Source organism: Nocardia sp. JMUB6875, assembly GCF_041154655.1.
Classification (GTDB): Bacteria; Actinomycetota; Actinomycetes; order Mycobacteriales; family Mycobacteriaceae; genus Nocardia.
The window spans coordinates 1-15628 of the sequence record NZ_BAAFGR010000049.1; the positions used below are offsets into that span (position 1 = coordinate 1).

Below are 15628 nucleotides of genomic sequence, written 5' to 3' on the forward strand. Positions count from 1 at the left end.
CCGTGCCGATGAGGCCGAAGGCGGGGGCGAGTAGGTCGGGGGCGGCGGTGGCGGTGTGGGCGGTGATCTCGGTGAGGTCGGCGGAAAGTGTGGCGGTGGTCATCGCGGAGGCGGTGAGGCCGTCGGGTCGGATGGAGATGCGGTGCATGAATAGCCCCCTTCATGCCGGTCGCGGGGTGGTTTCCGGTTGTAAGGGCTTGGACGGTCGCGCTGACTTATGGTTTTCGTATGCGCACTCTCGTCGTGGACCATCCGCTCGCTGCCGCTTTGCTGACCACCATGCGAGATGCCCGCACAACCAATCCGACATTCCGGGCGGCGCTGCGCGACCTGACCGGGATTCTCGTCTATGAGGCCATGCGGGATGCCCCGGTCGAGCGCTTCCCCATCGCCACCCCGGTCGCCGCCGCCGAGGGCACCCGCCTGAATGCCCCGCCGTTGCTGGTCCCGGTCCTGCGCGCCGGCCTCGGCATGGTCGAGACCGCCGAGAACCTCATTCCGGACGCCCGCATCGGCTTCGTCGGCGTGGCCCGCGACGAGGAGACCCACCAGCCCACCCCGTACATGGAATCGCTCCCCGACGACCTGTCCAGCACCCCGGTCATCGTCCTCGACCCCATGCTCGCCACCGGCGGCTCCATGGTCTTCACCCTGGACCTGCTCGCCACCCGCAAGGCCCGCGACATCACCGTCCTGTGCGTGGTCGCCGCCCCCGAAGGCATTGCCGCCCTGGAGAAGTCCGGCCACGCCGTCCGCCTGGTCACCGCCTCGGTAGACCGCGGCCTCAACTCCGACGCCTACATCGTCCCCGGTCTCGGCGACGCCGGCGACCGCCAATTCGGCCCCCGCTGAACCACTTCCGACTCTGAGTACCTCCGAACGGTACTCAGAGCTTCTCGCAGAACTCCCGGATCTCGGCGAGCCGTCGCGCCGCAGCGGCCTTCGCGGCGGGAAGTTCGGCGCGATCGGCGACCGGGACGAAGGTCTCCAGGTAGAACTTGAGTTTCGGCTCGGTGCCGGAGGGGCGGATCACCACGCGGAGGGTCGGCCCCTCGAAAACCAGTGCGTCGGTGCGCATCTTGCCGCGCAATTGCGCCATATCGGTGCAAGTCACGGTTTCTCCGGCGATGTGGTCGGGCGGCAGCTCGCGCAGGCGGGCCACCACGGCGGCCGCCTCGCTCACATCGGGTAGGCGCAGGGACACCTGATCGCCGGCGTGTACGCCGAATTCGACGGCGTAGTCGTCGAGGAGGTCGAGCACGGTGCGCTCGTCGGCCTTCAACTGTGCCACCAGGTCCGCCGCGACCACCGCGGCCGAGATTCCGTCCTTGTCGCGGACCGCGGCCGGGTCGACGCAGTGGCCGATGGCTTCCTCGTAGGCGTAGACGAGGCGCTCGCCCGCGCGGGCCAGCCATTTGAAGCCGGTGAGTGTTTCGGCGTATCGCGCGCCGCGGGCGGGAGCGAGCTTGCTCAGCAGTCGTGACGAGACGATGGTGGTGGCCACGAGGGAGTCGGGTGCGGCTGTGCGCAGGACGAAATCGCCCAGCAGTACGCCGGTTTCGTCGCCGCGGAGCATGCGCCAGCCGTCGGGGCCGCGTACGCCCAGCGCGCACCGATCCGCGTCCGGATCGAGGGCGATGGCCAGATCGGCGTCGAGCCGCTCGGCCAGGTCGAGCAGTAGATCCGAAGCCCCGGGCTCCTCGGGATTCGGGAACGCCACGGTCGGGAAGTCCGGGTCCGGCGCGAATTGCTCGCTGACCACCAGTACCTCGTCGAAGCCCGCGCTCCGGAGGGCGGCGACGGCGAGTTCACCGCCCACGCCGTGCATGGCGGTCAGGATGATTCGAATCGGGGCGCGCCGCCGCGGGTCGTGCGGGGGAGCGGTCGGGTCCGCGAGACCGGAAGCCTGGCCCAGCGCGATTGCCGTGCTCTCGGCCTCCACCGCGATCTCGCCGCCGATCAGGCTGGGCAGCAAGGCAACCCGGGCCAGGTAGCGGCGGACGATCTCCTCGCCCAGTTCATCGGCCGTGGTTGTCTCGGGTAGACCCAGCAGGCCCGGATTCGGGGTGGTGGCCCGTGCCGGATTGGTCCGGGGGATGGGTTCGATGACCGCGTCGATACAACGCTCGATCTCGGCGTCGGCGGGCGGCACGAGCTGCGAACCGCCGTCGAGATAGAGCTTGTAGCCGTTGTCGGTGGCCGGATTGTGGGAGGCGGTGATCTGTACGCCCGCAACGGCTTTCAGCTCGCGCACGGCGAAGGCCACCACGGGGGTCGGCAGCGGCCGGGGGAGTTCCAGCACCGAGAAGCCCGCGGCCGCGAAGACTTCCGCGGTGGCGAGCGCGAATTCCGCGGAGCCGTGCCGGGCGTCGCGCCCGACGATGATCAGCCCGCCGCCCAGGCAGCGGTCGCGCAGCCAGGCGGCGATGCCCGCCGACGCCCGCGACACGGTGTCCACGTTCATGCCGTCCGGGCCGTCCCGGAGCGGACCGCGGAGCCCGGCGGTTCCGAAGCGCAGCACGGCCGCGCGCCTAGAGGCGTTCCAGCACGCCGCGCAGCAGTTTGCCCAGTCTCGGTGCGGCGGCGTGGCCTTCGGCCAGGACCTCGGCATGCGAGAGGTGCGCGCCGGTGACCCCGGCGGCTAGGTTGGTGACCAGCGAGATGCCCAGCACCTTGGCGCCGCCCTCGCGGCAGGCGATGGCCTCCAGCACGGTGGACATGCCGACCAGGTCCGCGCCCATGGTGCGCAGCATGCGGATCTCGGCGGGGGTCTCGTACTGCGGTCCGGTCAGGCCCGCGTACACGCCCTCGGTCAGGGTGGGGTCGATTTCCTTTGCCAGCGCGCGCAATTCGGGATCCCAGGCGTCCACCAGGTCCACGAAGTTCGCGCCCTCGAGGGGGGTGCGGCCGGTCAGGTTGATGTGGTCGCTGATCAGCACCGGCTCGCCGACCGACAGGTCGTCGCGGATGCCGCCCGCGGCGTTGGTGAGCAGCACGGTCTGGGCGCCCGCCGCCAGCGCGGTGCGCACATTGTGCACGACCTGGCTCGGCGCGTGGCCCTCGTAGAGATGCTGGCGGCCCATGAGCAGCAGCACCGGCGCGTCACCGACGGTGACGGAGTGGATGGTGCCCTGATGTCCTTGCGCCGTAGGCGATCCGAAGCCCGGTACCTCGGCCATCGGAATGGACTTCTCGGGTTCGCCGATCTCGGCGGCAGCTTCCTGCCAGCCCGATCCCAGCACCACGGCGACGCGGTGTGTGCGCACACCGGTACGTTCGGCAATGGCTTCGGCGGCTAGTTCGGAAACCCCGCCCACGGTTTTCTCGGCCAGCATGTCGCCCACCCTAGTCCTCGGCGATCAAGTGCGCCTCTGGGCGACCACGACCTGCCGTTTTCATCCGTTTTACCCTTCTTTTTCGTGTCTGAGCGGTTACCCCTACCCATGAGTAGGTATCGCTCCGGGCCACCGTTACGCTGCACGCATGCCGTATTTGAAGCGTGATGGGGATGTGTTCGTGCTGAACCTCGGGACCGAGGGTCAGGACATCGACAGCGAGAACCGTTTCCACCCGGACTGGATCACCGAGGTCCACGCGCTGCTCGACGAGGTCGAGGCATCCGAGGGCCCGGCCGCGCTGGTGGTCACCGCCAACGGCAAGTTCTTCTCCAATGGCCTCGACACCGACTGGCTGTTCGGCAATTTCGACAAGAACTGCTGGTACCTGGACCGCGTGCACTCGCTGTACAGCCGCCTGCTGGCCTTCGGCCTGCCGACCGTGGCCGCGGTGAACGGCCACGCCTTCGGCGCCGGCGCCATGCTGGCCACCTCCTGCGATTTCCGCATCATGCGCGCCGACCGCGGCTTCTGGTGCCTGCCCGAGGTGCACCTGGGCATGCCGTTCACCGTCGCCATGAACGCGCTGCTGACGAACCGACTGGTCAATCAGGTCGCGGTGGAGGCCATGACCACCGGCCGCCGCTACGCCGCCGATGACGCCATCGCCGCGGGCATCGTGGACGGCAAGGCCGACGCCGAGTCGTTGCTCGCCACCGCCATCGCCCGCGCCGACCTGCTCAAGGGCAACCGCAAGCCCAACCTCCCGGTGATCAAGCGCGCCCTGCACCAGAACGCCCTCGCCGGTCTGGCCGTCGAGACCACCCCGGAGAATCTGGCCTTCAATCCGTAAGGTCGGTTCCTTCCGTTTCGAGGGGTTCGAGGGCTTGCCCTCGAACCCCTAATTTCTGCCCTTTTCGTGATCTGCCGGAGATTTTCCGGCGCACCTGGTGCGACAGACCGGCACGGCAGTGCGAGACTGGGGGGATGCAACCGTCGCGCAACGGCGATGAACGCACTCTTCGCAAACCGATCGGTCGGCATGGGGATGATTCTGTGTCGACGCCGAATGCTGCCCTGGCACCGGCGGATCCGCTGCTGCTCGCCGACATAGACGCGGCCGTCGCGGCCGACCGCGACCGTTTGATCGCGCTGTCCCATGACATTCATTCCGAGCCGGAGCTGGCCTTCGAGGAATTCCGCAGCGTCGCAAAGACAATCGAGCCTTTACGCGAGCGCGGTTTCCGCATCGAATCGGGCGTAGCGGATCTGCCGACCGCATTCACCGCCGAATACGGCAGTGGAGACCTAGTAGTCGGTATTTGTGCGGAATACGACGCACTCCCGGAAATCGGCCACGCCTGCGGCCACAACATCATCGCGGCCTCCAGCATCGGCGCGGCGCTGGCCCTGGCCGCCGTCGCCGACGCCTGCGACATCACGGTGAAGGTGCTGGGCACGCCCGCCGAGGAGTCCGGCGGCGGCAAGGTGCTCATGCTCGAGCGCGGCGTCTTCGACGATGTCGCGATGGCCATGATGGTGCATCCGGGCCCCGAGGACATCGCCGGCGCGCACTCGCTGGCGCTCGCGGATTTGTCGGTGGTTTTCCACGGCCGGGAATCGCATGCCAGCGCCGCGCCGCAATATGGGCGAAATGCCCTGGACGCCCTGACCGTCGCACAAGTTGCTTTGGGTTTGCTCCGGCAACATTTACTGCCCGGACAGCAACTCCACGGTATAGTCGGCTCGGGCGGCGTAGCCCCCAATATCGTGCCCGGACACGCGGAACTGCTGTATTACCTACGTGCGGTCGACTCCGCGGCCCTCGACGATCTGATGCAACGAGCATCGGCATGTTTCGAGGCTGGTGCCCTGGCGACCGGATGCACACATGAAATCCGGAAGCTCGCGCCGACATATACCGAGCTCACTCCCGACAGCGCACTACTGTGTGCCTATCGCGAGCAGATCCGAGACCTCGGACGCGAGCCCATCGCCCCGGAATTCGAGGCGGCACGGCCGCTGGGCAGCACCGATATGGGCAATGTCAGCAATGTCATCGCGAGCATCCACCCGGTGATCGGCATCGATGCCGGGGGCGCGGTGACCCACCAGCCCGCGTTCGCGGCCGCCGCCGTGAACGCCTCGGCCGATCGCGCCGTCCTGGACGGGGCAACGGCGCTGGCCCGCACCGCGATACAGATTGCGGGCGACAAAGTGCACAGGGACAGGTTGTCGGAACGAGTCATGCAACGGCAGTTTCAGCGACAGGAGGAGCTTCGGTGAGCACAACCGGCCGGTCCGCGGCGCGTATCAACGGACCCGTGGCGGCGAGCTGTGTACCTACGCAGTCCGCTACGAGCGTCGCGATGGAACCGGCGACCGGGCATGAAGCGGTGGAGTCGTGGCTCTCCGAGCACATGGACGACCTCGCGGCGTGGCGTCGCCACATCCACGCCAATCCGGAGCTTTCCCGAACCGAGTTCGGCACTACGGAATTCGTGGAGTCCTGGCTGGTCAAGGCCGGGCTCGAACCCCGCAAGCTACCGAGCGGCACCGGCCTGATCTGCGATATCGGCCCCGAGGGCCCGCGCATCGGCCTGCGCGCCGACATGGACGCGCTGCCGCTGCAGGAATACACCGGGCTGCCCTTCGCCTCCACCGTGCCGGGCGTCTCGCACGCCTGCGGGCACGACGCGCACACCACGATCCTGCTCGGTACCGCGCTGGCATTGGCCGAGATTCCCGACCTTCCGGTCGGTGTGCGGCTGGTCTTCCAGCACGCCGAGGAGGTCATGCCCGGCGGCGCCATCGACATGGTGGCCGCGGGCGCGATGGAAGACGTCTCGCGCATGTTCGCGCTGCACTGCGATCCGCGGCTGGAAGTCGGCCGGGTCGGCATCAGAGTCGGCCCGATCACCTCGGCCGCCGACACCGTCGAACTCGTGCTGGACTCGCCCGGCGGCCACACTTCCCGCCCGCACCTGACCAGCGACCTGGTCTACGCCATCGGCACGGTCATCACCGGCCTGCCCGGCCTGCTCTCGCGCCGCATCGATCCCCGCACCAGCACCGTCATGGTCTGGGGCGCGGTGTCGGCGGGCAAGGCGCCCAACGCGATTCCGCAGACCGGCATGCTCACCGGCACCGTCCGCACCGGCGACCACGCCACCTGGTCGCTGCTCGAGCCCATGGTGCGCGAGATCGTCGAGGGGCTGCTGGCGCCGACCGGCGTGCGCTACCAGCTCAACTACAAGCGCGGCGTGCCGCCGGTGGTCAATGACGAACAGGCCGTGCGCATGTTCGAGGACGCGATACGCGGGCTCGGGCCCGACGCGCTCGCCGACACCCAGCAGTCCGGGGGTGGCGAGGACTTCTCGTGGTATCTGGAGGAGGTCCCGGGCGCGATGGCGCGGCTCGGCGTCTGGCCCGGTCAGGGCGAGCAGCTGGACCTGCACCAGCCGACCTTCGATATCGACGAGCGGGCGCTGGCCGCGGGCGTTCGAGTGTTCACCAACATCGTGTTGAACGCGCACCGGTACGCCTGAGCGATACCGCTCGACCCGTCCGACAGAGAGCCGGGGCCGCACCGAAAGGTGCGGCCCGGCTTCATGTTTCGGGAACTACTTGGCCTTGTTGGCGATGTCGCCCCAGGCATGCCAGCGGTCGATCTCGATCCAGGCCGAGACGCGCTTCTGATCACGCACGCCGTAATCGCTGCCGATGTAGTGCCGGGCGATGCGGTCGATGACCGACGAATCCGGATCGTTCTCCAGCGACACGATGCGCCCCTGGACGCTCACATGGCTGTACCAGTTGTCGGCATCGGTGATGGTGAGGCTGACGCGCGGATCCTCGCGCAGGTAGTCCAGCCGCTTGCGGAAGTCGGCCAGGTTCACCAGGATTCGGCCGTTCTCGTAGAGGTACCAGGTGGCCACCGAGACCGGCTGCCCGTCGGGGCGATTCGAGGCGAAGACCGCCGGATTGGGGCGGGCCAGGAACTCGGCGATCGGAGCGGGCACGGGAGTCGCGGGCATCGGTTACCTCTTTCGGCGGTTCGAAATTCGTTTTCCGTTACCCCGCAACAGCCGTGCCGCGCCGAATCTTCCGGCGCGGCCAGGACACTGTCGGCGTGGCCGCTTGCGGCGTGCCTACGGCCCGAAGGTGCCCGGGCCCACGTTCTTGCTGTTGCGGGTGCGTAGCGCGTGCGTGTAATCGCTTGGCGCGCCCGCCTTCTCGGCGGCGTCGGCGATAACGCCCAGGTAGCGCGCGGAGGGCAGGCCGCCCTCGTAGGCGTCGAGGACGTAGAGCCAGGCCAGCACCGGTTCGCTGCCGGTGCCCGCGTTGGGGGTGACGCGCAGGCGGATCTTCTTGTGGATTCCGAAGTCCGAACCCTCCCAGCGGTCGAGGCTCAGCTCGTCCTCGCCGGGAACGTCGTACAGCACCACGAAGACCCGTTGCCCGGGCTCTTCGACCACCGTCGCCAGCGGTCCCTCCCAGCCGATGTCGTCCCCGGCGAAGGTGAGTCGCCACCCTTCCAGCCAGCCGGTTCCGTACACGGGGGAGTGCGGACAGCGCTTGAGCATCTGCTCGGGATCCATGTTGGACCCGTAGGCGGCGTAAATCGGCACCATAGAAGCCTATCGAACAATCGGGGGAGACCATCCCCGATCCCGATCACAAGGCGGTTCGCGCGGGCATGACCGGTTGCCGCGAAGTCGCCGGAACCGGCGCGTGACCCCGCGAAGGTCCGGTTTGTCCTGGGGCAATGCGAAGTTCGCGCAACATCCCGCCATGACGGGCGATCCGCGCGAATGGGATGCGCCACAGTGGGACAGTTGTCCCGAGATGCGGTTAAAGATGTGAGGAGCTGGGCGGATAACGTAAGGGACCGGCATCGGAGATCCCGGGGCCGACTGAAAGCGGAGGAACAATGACCCGCATTGCGATCATCGGCGGCGGCCCTGCCGGATACGAAGCGGCGCTGGTAGCGGCACAGCACGGGGCGCCGGTCACGCTGATCGACAGTGACGGCATCGGCGGCGCGTGCGTGCTGTGGGATTGCGTCCCGTCCAAGACCTTCATCGCCTCCACCGGCGTCCGCACCGACCTGCGGCGCGCCCGTGACCTGGGCATCACCGTGCATCCCTCGCAGGCCCAGGTACGCCTGGCCGAGGTCAACTCCCGCGTGAAGGCCCTCGCCCAGGCCCAGTCCTCCGATATCAAGGCCAAGCTGCAGACCGCGGGTGTGACCGTGCTCTCCGGTTACGGCGAACTCATCGACCAGGCGCCCGGCCTGGCCACCCATCTGGTCAAGGCCACTCTTTCCGACGGCCAGCAGCGGGTCATCGAGGCCGAGGTGGTGCTCATCGCCACCGGCGCCAGCCCGCGCGTGCTGCCCGGCGCGGAACCGGACGGCGAGCGAATCCTGAACTGGCGCCAGCTCTACGACCTCAAGGAACTGCCCGAGACCCTGGTGGTCGTCGGCTCCGGTGTGACCGGCGCCGAATTCGTCTCCGCCTACACCGAGATGGGCGTGAAGGTGAAATTGGTCTCGAGCCAGGACCGCGTGCTGCCCCGTGAGGACGCCGACGCCGCGCTGGTACTCGAGGAGGCCCTCGCCGAGCGCGGTGTGGAGCTGGCCAAGCACGCCCGCGCCGACGCGGTGGAGCGCACCCCGGACGGCGTCGTGGTGAAGCTGTCCGACGGGCGCACCGTCACCGGCAGCCACGCCCTCATGACCGTCGGTTCCATTCCGAACACCAACGGGCTGGGCCTGGAACGCCTCGGCATCGAGCTCGACAAGGGCGGATACCTGCGCGTGGACCGGGTTTCGCGCACCACCGCGCCCGGCGTCTACGCCGCGGGCGACTGCACCGGCCTGCTGCCGCTGGCCTCGGTGGCCGCCATGCAGGGCCGCATCGCGATGTATCACGCGCTGGGCGAGGGCGTGCAGCCGATTCGCCTGAAGACCGTTGCCTCGGCGGTGTTCACGCGCCCGGAGATCGCGACCGTCGGCGTCTCGCAGACCGCCATCGACAATGGCGAGACCCCCGCGCGCACGGTCATGCTGCCGCTGAACACCAACCCGCGGGCCAAGATGTCGGGCCTGCGCAGGGGTTTCGTGAAGATCTTCTGCCGTCCCGCCACCGGTGTGGTGATCGGCGGCGTCGTGGTGGCCCCGATCGCGTCGGAGCTGATCCTGCCGATCGCGCTGGCGGTGCAGAACAACCTCACGGTGAACGATCTGGCGCAGACGTTTTCGGTGTACCCGTCGCTCACCGGTTCGGTCACCGAGGCCGCGCGCCAGCTCATGCGGCACGACGATCTGGACTAGTCGCAACGGCTTTCGCGTGTCCCGCTCGTGACCGTTCGCGTGGCCTTTGCGTGCCATTGTTACCGGCCCGTCTTGCTGCCTTGTCTCCCTTGTGATTAAGTTCGCGGCGGAAGCGATCGGCAGGGCGGTCGCGAGCGTTACGCGATCGGGGGTTCTCAATTCCCCCCGGCGCGAGGCTCTTCGATGCCCCGGAGCGATCGTGCCGCCGAGGGACGAAGGAATTGAGCCAAACGTGAAGCACCGCAAGCCGAGTCGGATCAAGGCGAGCACCTCCCTGACGCTGGCCGGAGCGGCCGCCGTGGTGTCGCTGCTATCCGCCCCCGCCAATGCCGCCCCCGCCGATCCGGGCGCGGTCCCGGCCGACCAGCAACAGCCCGAAGGGACCCAGCCGACCACCGAGACGCCGGTTCCGGACCCGAAGGTGCAGGTCGTGCCCGCGCCCAAGCCGGAGAACGTGCAGCCGGGGACGACCAAGCCGCAGGGCAACCAGCCGGGCGTCACCACGCCGACCACGCCGAACACCCCGGACACCGGTGCGGGGCAGCAGGATCCGCAGCCGCAGGGCGCCACCCAGCAGGGCGGTGCCCAGCCGGGCACCACGCAGCCGGGCGGCACCACCCCCACGCCGGACCCGAACGCCGCGCAGCCCGCGGGCAACAACCCGCAGCAGCCGAAGTCGATCAAGCCCTCGCAGCCGGGTGTGACCGTGCCGCGCGTGGCGCCGCTGCCGGTGCCGGGTCAGCAGAACACCCCGGCCCAGCCCGCGGTGGTCCAGCCGACCCAGCCCGCGACGCCGGGACAGACCCAGCCGGTCACCCCGAACGACCAGAGCGTGCAGCCGGCCGGCACCACTCCGCAGCCCGGCGACAGCCCGGCCGTGGACACCATCACCGGTCAGCCGACCGTGACCCCGCAGACGCAGCCGCGCTGGCAGTCGCCCGCGGTGGACACCGCCCCGGCCGCGCCGGTGGTCGCCATGACCGGTCCGCACACCGAGCTGGGCGTCAACCTCGACGGTGGCGCGGTGCTGCCGGGCTGGGCCGCCAACACCCACCACTTCAGCAACCTGGACGGGTACGTCGGCACCATCGGCTACACCACGCCGGGCGGGTTCAGCCAGGCCGGTATGTCGCTGGACTTCACCACCCGCAACCAGATCAAGGTGACGGCGTTCGCGGGCAACGGGCCGGACAACGACCAGAAGATAGAGTTCGTGCTGGACACGACCGTGGCCAACGCGGCCAAGGCCGATGCCGAGAACTTCATCCGGCTGATGCCGGGCGGCGCCATCATCCTGGAGGCCGCGGCGCAGATTGGTAAGCTCCCCGAAGGTGATCAGCCGGCGCAGACGGTGGATGTGGCCGGTGTGACCGCGCAGGTGGGCCGCTCGGTTCAGTACTGACAGTTCGGTACTGACGGTTCCCCGGGGACCGGTTGGAGAAGTGTTGTCACGTGGGGCGGTCGAGAGCGACCGCCCCACGCGTATGTGGCGAAAGGACGGGTGATGGTTTCCGGCAAGGACGAATCAGCCGACCGACCAGAATCCTCTGAGGAGAACAAGCAGCCGGAGTCCGATTTCGGGGCGCCGCTGAACGATTTCGGGCCGTCGCTCAATGACTTCGGCGCTCCGCTGAACGATTTCGGAGCGCCACTCAAAGACTTCGGGGCCAAGCCCGCCGCGCCCGCGCCGGGCTGGAGCCCCGCGCCCGGACCGCAGAGTCCGGAGCTGGCGTGGCGGCCCGCCGACGCGCCCATTCCGGCGCCGCCGCCGCAGTATCGCGCCCCGGACTCGTGGGGGCCGACGACCGGGCAGTACCCCGCCCAGTACCCGGCGGGCCAGAACGGCATGTCCACCGGCCAATATCCGGCCGTCGAGGGTGCGGGGCAGGCTCCCGGTACCCCGGAGGTCGAACAGACCGTCAAAATCCCGCCTGGCGGGTCGCAATCGGCGCCCGGTGATCCGGAGCAGACCACGCGCATCACCGATGCCGATAAGGCGCTCGCCGAACGGAATTCGGCGGGTGAGATGCCGGCGAACGGGTCCGGAGCCGCGCAGACCGGGTCGCCGGATTCGTGGTGGCGCTCCGCGCCCAGCGGCTTCCCGCCCGCGCCGCCGTCGACGGAATCCGATGCGTCGCAAGGGGAGTCGCTGTCCTGGGCGGACGATCCCATCGTCAAGGCGCTGACGCCGAAAACGCCTGTGCCGCAGGCCAAGCCGGAGCGGGAGGCGCGGCCGTGGCGCAAGATCGCGGTGATCGCGGGTGGCGCGGTGGTCGTACTGGCGGTGGCCGGATCGGTGATCTTCGCGCTCACTCGCGGCGGTCAGGACACCTCGGCGGCCGGGGTCACCACGATCGGCAAGGGCGCGCCGACCAACACCGCGGCGGCGCTGAGTTGCCCGCCGCGGCACGAGGGCAAGCTCACCATCGGCAATGGCGCGGGCGGCACCGGCAGCGGCGTCGACGCGATTCTGGGCTTCCAGCACGGCTTCTACGCCGATCGCAGCGGTGAGAAGGCGCGCAGCTTCGTCGCGCCGGACTCGCCGACCGTCTCGCAGGCCGACGTCATGCAGTCGGCGGGCATCGACAAGCTCAAGCCCGGCACCAGCTACTGCCTGCAGATCGTCGGCCCCACGCCGATTCCCGCACCGCTGCCGCCGGTGCCGCCGGGCGCCCCGCCCGCGGCGCCCGTTGCGGGTGCGTTCGAGACCTACGACGTGGACATCACCGAGCATCACGCGGACGGGACCACGCAGGTCTACGCCCAGCGCGTCACGGTCGTCGAGCGTGACGGCAAACACCTGATCTACTCCATCGAGGAGCGTTCCTGAGGTCGAGACCGGTCCGGTTGCTCGGAAACTGGACCGCTCGTCCCATATCCTGGGAATGGGATTTCATATCCTGGTAACCGTGTGACATGGTGGAGTTTCGCATACCCCGGCGTTCCCTTCGGAGGTGTTCCATGTCCGCGACCTTCCCGCCGCTGGCGCGTCGTCTCGACGGCCTGCAGAGCTCGGCGATCCGTGACCTGCTCAAGCTCACCTCGCGCGCGGACATCATCAGCCTTGCCGGAGGTTTGCCCGACGCCGAGCTCATGCCCCGCGACCGCATCGCGGTGGCCGCCGACGCCGCGCTGTCGCAGCGCTCGCGGCTGCAGTACACCGAGTCGCCCGGCTGGGGTCCGCTGCGCGAGGTGCTGGCCGCCCGCGAGTCCGGCCGCCTGGGTCGCGCGGTGCCGGTCGAGGAGATCTTCGTGACCCACGGCTCCCAGCAGGCGCTCTCGCTGCTGTCGGAGGTGCTGCTGGACCCGGGCGCGCTGGTGGTGGTCGAGGATCCCGCGTATGTCGGTGCGCTGCAGGTCTTCCGGGCCGCCGGGGCGCGAATCACGGCCGTGCCCTTGGATTCCGACGGCATGCGCCTGGATGCTCTGCGCGCCCTGTTGGAGGCCGGTGAGCGCCCCGCCGTCGTGCACACGGTCAGCAACTTCCACAATCCCGGCGGCGTCACCCTGAGCCCCGAACGGCGCCGCGAACTCGCGAATCTCGCCGAACAGTACGGCTTCTGGATCATCGAGGACGACCCGTACGGCGAACTGTGGTTCGACCGCCCCTCGCCCGCGCCGGTGGCGAACTACTCGCCCAACGTGATCCGTCTCTCCAGCGCCTCCAAGATCCTCGCTCCCACCCTGCGCGCGGGCTGGATGATCGCCCCCACCCAGGTCTGCCGCGCCGTCGAACTCCTCAAGCAGGGCGCCGACCTCTGCGGCTCCGCCCTCACCCAGCAGATCACCGCCGACCTGCTCGCCGACACCGATTGGCTTGCCGCTCACATCGATTCGGTCCGCCAGGTCTACGGCACCCGAGCCAAGACCCTGGTCGACGCCGTCCGCACCCGCTTCGGTGACGCCGTCACCACCTCCGAGGCCTCCGGCGGCATGTTCGTCTGGGCCGACTTTACCGACGGCACCGACACCCAGGCCCTGTTGCCGCAGGCCCTCGAAGCGGGTGTCGCCTACGTCCCCGGCAACGCCTTCGCCGTCTCCACCGACTACACCCGCTCCATGCGCCTGTGCTTCACCACCTCCGACGAGGCCACGCTCACCGAGGCGATCGATCGCCTGGCGAAGGCGCACGCCGCCCGCTGATCAACGACAGACGAAAGCCCGGCGCGATTGTCGCGCCGGGCTTTTCGATTCGCGGGGGAAGTGCTCAGACCGATTCGGGCTGGTTGATCGGAACCGGGTCCAGGACCTCGCGGCGGGCCTCGGGGGCTTCGAGGCGGAGGGCGTCGGCGGAGGCGTCGTCGGGTTGGGTCTGGGATTCGATCTCGGCCTTGACTCGGGCGTTGTAGACGGCGACCTCGCGGTCGATGTCGGCCTCGGACCAGCCGAGCACCGGGGCGACCAGGCGGGCGATCTCATCGGCGGAATCCACTCCGCGGTGGGCGTATTCGATGGAGATGCGGGTGCGGCGGGCCATGATGTCGTCGAGGTGCAGGGCGGCCTCCGCGGCGGCGGCGTAGACGGCCTCGACGCGCAGGTAGCCGGGCGAATCCGTGATCGGTTGCAGCAGATCGGGTTTGCCGTCGGCCAGGGACAGCACCTCGTCGATGAGGGAGCCGTAGCGGTTGAGCAGGTGCTGGATTCGGTACGGGTGGACGCCGTATTTCTCGGCCAGGTGCGGGGTCTGGTTCATCAGGGCGTGATAGCCGTCCGCGCCCAGCAGCGGCACCTTCTCGGTGATGGTGGGCGGGACGCGGCGCGGAATGTCCTGTGCCGCTTCGTCGACCGCGTCGTAGGCCATGACGCGGTAGGTGGTGTACTTGCCGCCCGCGATGGCGACCAGGCCGGGCGCGATGCGGGCCACCGCGTGCTCGCGCGACAGCTTGGAGGTCTGGTCGCTCTCCCCGGCGAGCAGTGGGCGCAGGCCCGCGTAGACGCCGGTGATGTCGGCGTGGGTGAGCGGGGTGACCAGCACCTTGTTGACGTGTTCCAGCAGGTAGTCGATGTCGTTCTTGGTGGCGGCCGGGTGTGCGAGGTCGAGGTTCCAGTCGGTGTCGGTGGTGCCGATGATCCAGTGGTCGGTGCTCCACGCGATGACGAACAGCACGGACTTCTCGGTGCGCAGGATGAGCGAGGTGTCGCTGGCGATGCGGTCGCGGGGGACCACGATGTGCACGCCCTTGGACGCTCGCACATGGAATCGGCCACGTTGATGCGCGAGCGACTGTAGTTCATCGGTCCACACGCCGGTGGCATTGATGACCACGCTGCCGCGCACCTCGGTGGTGCGGCCGTCCTCGCTGTCGCGCACCTTCACCCCGACCACCCGGTCGGCCTCCTTGAGGAAGCCGACGACCTGCGTGGAGGTGCGGATGACCGCGCCGTAGTGGGCGGCGGTGCGGGCCACGGTCATGGTGTGGCGGGCGTCGTCGACCACGGTGTCGTAGTAGTTCACGCCGCCGGTCAGGGCGTCGCGCTTGAGGCCGGGGGCCTGGCGCAGCGCCGCCGAGCGGGTCAGGTGATGCTGTCCGGGAACGGATTTCGCGCCGCCCATGGTGTCGTACATGACCAGGCCGGCGGTCACGTACGGGCGTTCCCAGCCGTAGTGGGTGAGCGGGTAGAGGAACTTGAGCGGCTTCACCAGGTGCGGCGCCAGCGTGGACAGCGCCAGTTCGCGCTCCTTGTGGGCCTCGCGGACCAGCCCGAACTCCATCATCTCCAGGTAGCGCAGGCCGCCGTGGAACATCTTCGAGGAGCGGCTGGAGGTGCCCGAGGCCAGGTCGCGGGCCTCCACCAGGGCCACCTCCAGGCCGCGGGTGGCGGCGTCCAGGGCGATGCCCGCGCCGACCACGCCGCCGCCGATCACGATGACGTCGAAGGCGTCCTTGCCGAGCCGCGCCCAGTCAGCCTCGCGCTGCTCGGGGCCGAGAAACTGCGATCGGGATTGCTTCGTCAT

The 15628-nt window shown here is 69.1% G+C and carries 13 protein-coding genes; 8 read left to right on the forward strand and 5 right to left on the reverse strand.

Going from position 1 to position 15628, the window contains the following annotated elements; genetic code table 11:
- Window positions 1-228 precede the first annotated feature (228 nt).
- On the forward strand, window positions 229-852 hold the full coding sequence (gene upp / locus ACAM49_RS14960; RefSeq protein WP_040804958.1) for a uracil phosphoribosyltransferase: 624 nt from the start codon (window positions 229-231) through the stop codon (window positions 850-852).
- A 34-nt stretch (window positions 853-886) separates the two neighbouring features.
- On the opposite strand, the gene ACAM49_RS14965 is transcribed toward upp, so the two are convergent.
- Together ACAM49_RS14965 and ACAM49_RS14970 are read right to left on the reverse strand one after the other, a co-directional pair.
- Window positions 887-2521 (reverse strand): phospho-sugar mutase, encoded by a 1635-nt coding sequence (locus ACAM49_RS14965; protein WP_369636100.1) that lies wholly within the window; start codon window positions 2519-2521, stop codon window positions 887-889.
- Between the two features lie 10 nt (window positions 2522-2531).
- Window positions 2532-3335 carry a purine-nucleoside phosphorylase gene (locus ACAM49_RS14970; RefSeq protein ID WP_369636101.1) on the reverse strand — a complete coding sequence of 268 codons (804 nt, stop codon included), beginning with the start codon at window positions 3333-3335 and terminating at the stop codon, window positions 2532-2534.
- A gap of 148 nt (window positions 3336-3483) precedes the next feature.
- Here ACAM49_RS14970 and ACAM49_RS14975 point away from each other — a divergent pair, with 148 nt between their 5' ends.
- The 3 genes from ACAM49_RS14975 to ACAM49_RS14985 all read left to right on the forward strand — a co-directional run bounded on the left by ACAM49_RS14975 (window position 3484) and on the right by ACAM49_RS14985 (window position 6883).
- Window positions 3484-4188, forward strand: coding sequence for an enoyl-CoA hydratase/isomerase family protein (locus tag ACAM49_RS14975; protein WP_040804989.1), 705 nt, complete (start codon window positions 3484-3486; stop codon window positions 4186-4188).
- Window positions 4189-4433: 245 nt separating this feature from the next.
- Complete coding sequence (locus ACAM49_RS14980) at window positions 4434-5621, forward strand: M20 family metallopeptidase (protein WP_369636133.1); 1188 nt, start codon at window positions 4434-4436, stop codon at window positions 5619-5621.
- Window positions 5622-5704: 83 nt separating this feature from the next.
- Window positions 5705-6883, forward strand: a complete 1179-nt coding sequence (locus tag ACAM49_RS14985; RefSeq protein ID WP_369636102.1) for a M20 family metallopeptidase — start codon at window positions 5705-5707, stop codon at window positions 6881-6883.
- A 75-nt stretch (window positions 6884-6958) separates the two neighbouring features.
- On the opposite strand, the gene ACAM49_RS14990 is transcribed toward ACAM49_RS14985, so the two are convergent.
- Both ACAM49_RS14990 and ACAM49_RS14995 read right to left on the reverse strand, forming a co-directional pair.
- A complete protein-coding gene (locus tag ACAM49_RS14990) occupies window positions 6959-7372 on the reverse strand; it encodes a PPOX class F420-dependent oxidoreductase (RefSeq protein ID WP_369636103.1) in 414 nt (137 codons plus the stop codon).
- A 114-nt stretch (window positions 7373-7486) separates the two neighbouring features.
- Complete coding sequence (locus tag ACAM49_RS14995; protein ID WP_369636104.1) at window positions 7487-7966, reverse strand: gamma-glutamylcyclotransferase; 480 nt, start codon at window positions 7964-7966, stop codon at window positions 7487-7489.
- Between the two features lie 302 nt (window positions 7967-8268).
- Between ACAM49_RS14995 and ACAM49_RS15000 the strand changes: the two genes are divergently transcribed.
- The 4 genes from ACAM49_RS15000 (at window position 8269) to ACAM49_RS15015 (ending at window position 13815) form a co-directional block, all read left to right on the forward strand.
- Entirely contained in the window at window positions 8269-9672 is a 1404-nt protein-coding gene (locus ACAM49_RS15000) for an NAD(P)H-quinone dehydrogenase (protein WP_369636105.1), read from the forward strand.
- A gap of 232 nt (window positions 9673-9904) precedes the next feature.
- Window positions 9905-11074, forward strand: a complete 1170-nt coding sequence (locus ACAM49_RS15005; RefSeq protein ID WP_369636106.1) for a hypothetical protein — start codon at window positions 9905-9907, stop codon at window positions 11072-11074.
- Window positions 11075-11176: 102 nt separating this feature from the next.
- A complete protein-coding gene (locus ACAM49_RS15010; RefSeq protein WP_369636107.1) occupies window positions 11177-12502 on the forward strand; it encodes a hypothetical protein in 1326 nt (441 codons plus the stop codon).
- Between the two features lie 131 nt (window positions 12503-12633).
- A complete protein-coding gene (locus ACAM49_RS15015) occupies window positions 12634-13815 on the forward strand; it encodes a PLP-dependent aminotransferase family protein (RefSeq protein ID WP_369636108.1) in 1182 nt (393 codons plus the stop codon).
- A gap of 64 nt (window positions 13816-13879) precedes the next feature.
- Here ACAM49_RS15015 and glpD read toward each other — a convergent pair whose 3' ends face one another.
- Complete coding sequence (gene glpD, locus ACAM49_RS15020) at window positions 13880-15628, reverse strand: glycerol-3-phosphate dehydrogenase (RefSeq protein ID WP_369636109.1); 1749 nt, start codon at window positions 15626-15628, stop codon at window positions 13880-13882.

Bases quoted from the DNA above. Each gene is read 5' to 3' on its own strand.
- glpD (WP_369636109.1), bottom strand. From the start codon at position 15,628: ATGACGAAGCAATCCCGATCGCAGTTTCTCGGCCCCGAGCAGCGCGAG.
- ACAM49_RS15015 (WP_369636108.1), top strand. From the start codon at position 12,634: ATGTCCGCGACCTTCCCGCCGCTGGCGCGTCGTCTCGACGGCCTGCAG.
- upp (WP_040804958.1), top strand. From the start codon at position 229: ATGCGCACTCTCGTCGTGGACCATCCGCTCGCTGCCGCTTTGCTGACC.
- ACAM49_RS14985 (WP_369636102.1), top strand. From the start codon at position 5,705: ATGGAACCGGCGACCGGGCATGAAGCGGTGGAGTCGTGGCTCTCCGAG.
- ACAM49_RS14975 (WP_040804989.1), top strand. From the start codon at position 3,484: ATGCCGTATTTGAAGCGTGATGGGGATGTGTTCGTGCTGAACCTCGGG.
- ACAM49_RS15000 (WP_369636105.1), top strand. From the start codon at position 8,269: ATGACCCGCATTGCGATCATCGGCGGCGGCCCTGCCGGATACGAAGCG.
- ACAM49_RS14970 (WP_369636101.1), bottom strand. From the start codon at position 3,335: ATGCTGGCCGAGAAAACCGTGGGCGGGGTTTCCGAACTAGCCGCCGAA.
- ACAM49_RS14990 (WP_369636103.1), bottom strand. From the start codon at position 7,372: ATGCCCGCGACTCCCGTGCCCGCTCCGATCGCCGAGTTCCTGGCCCGC.
- ACAM49_RS15010 (WP_369636107.1), top strand. From the start codon at position 11,177: ATGGTTTCCGGCAAGGACGAATCAGCCGACCGACCAGAATCCTCTGAG.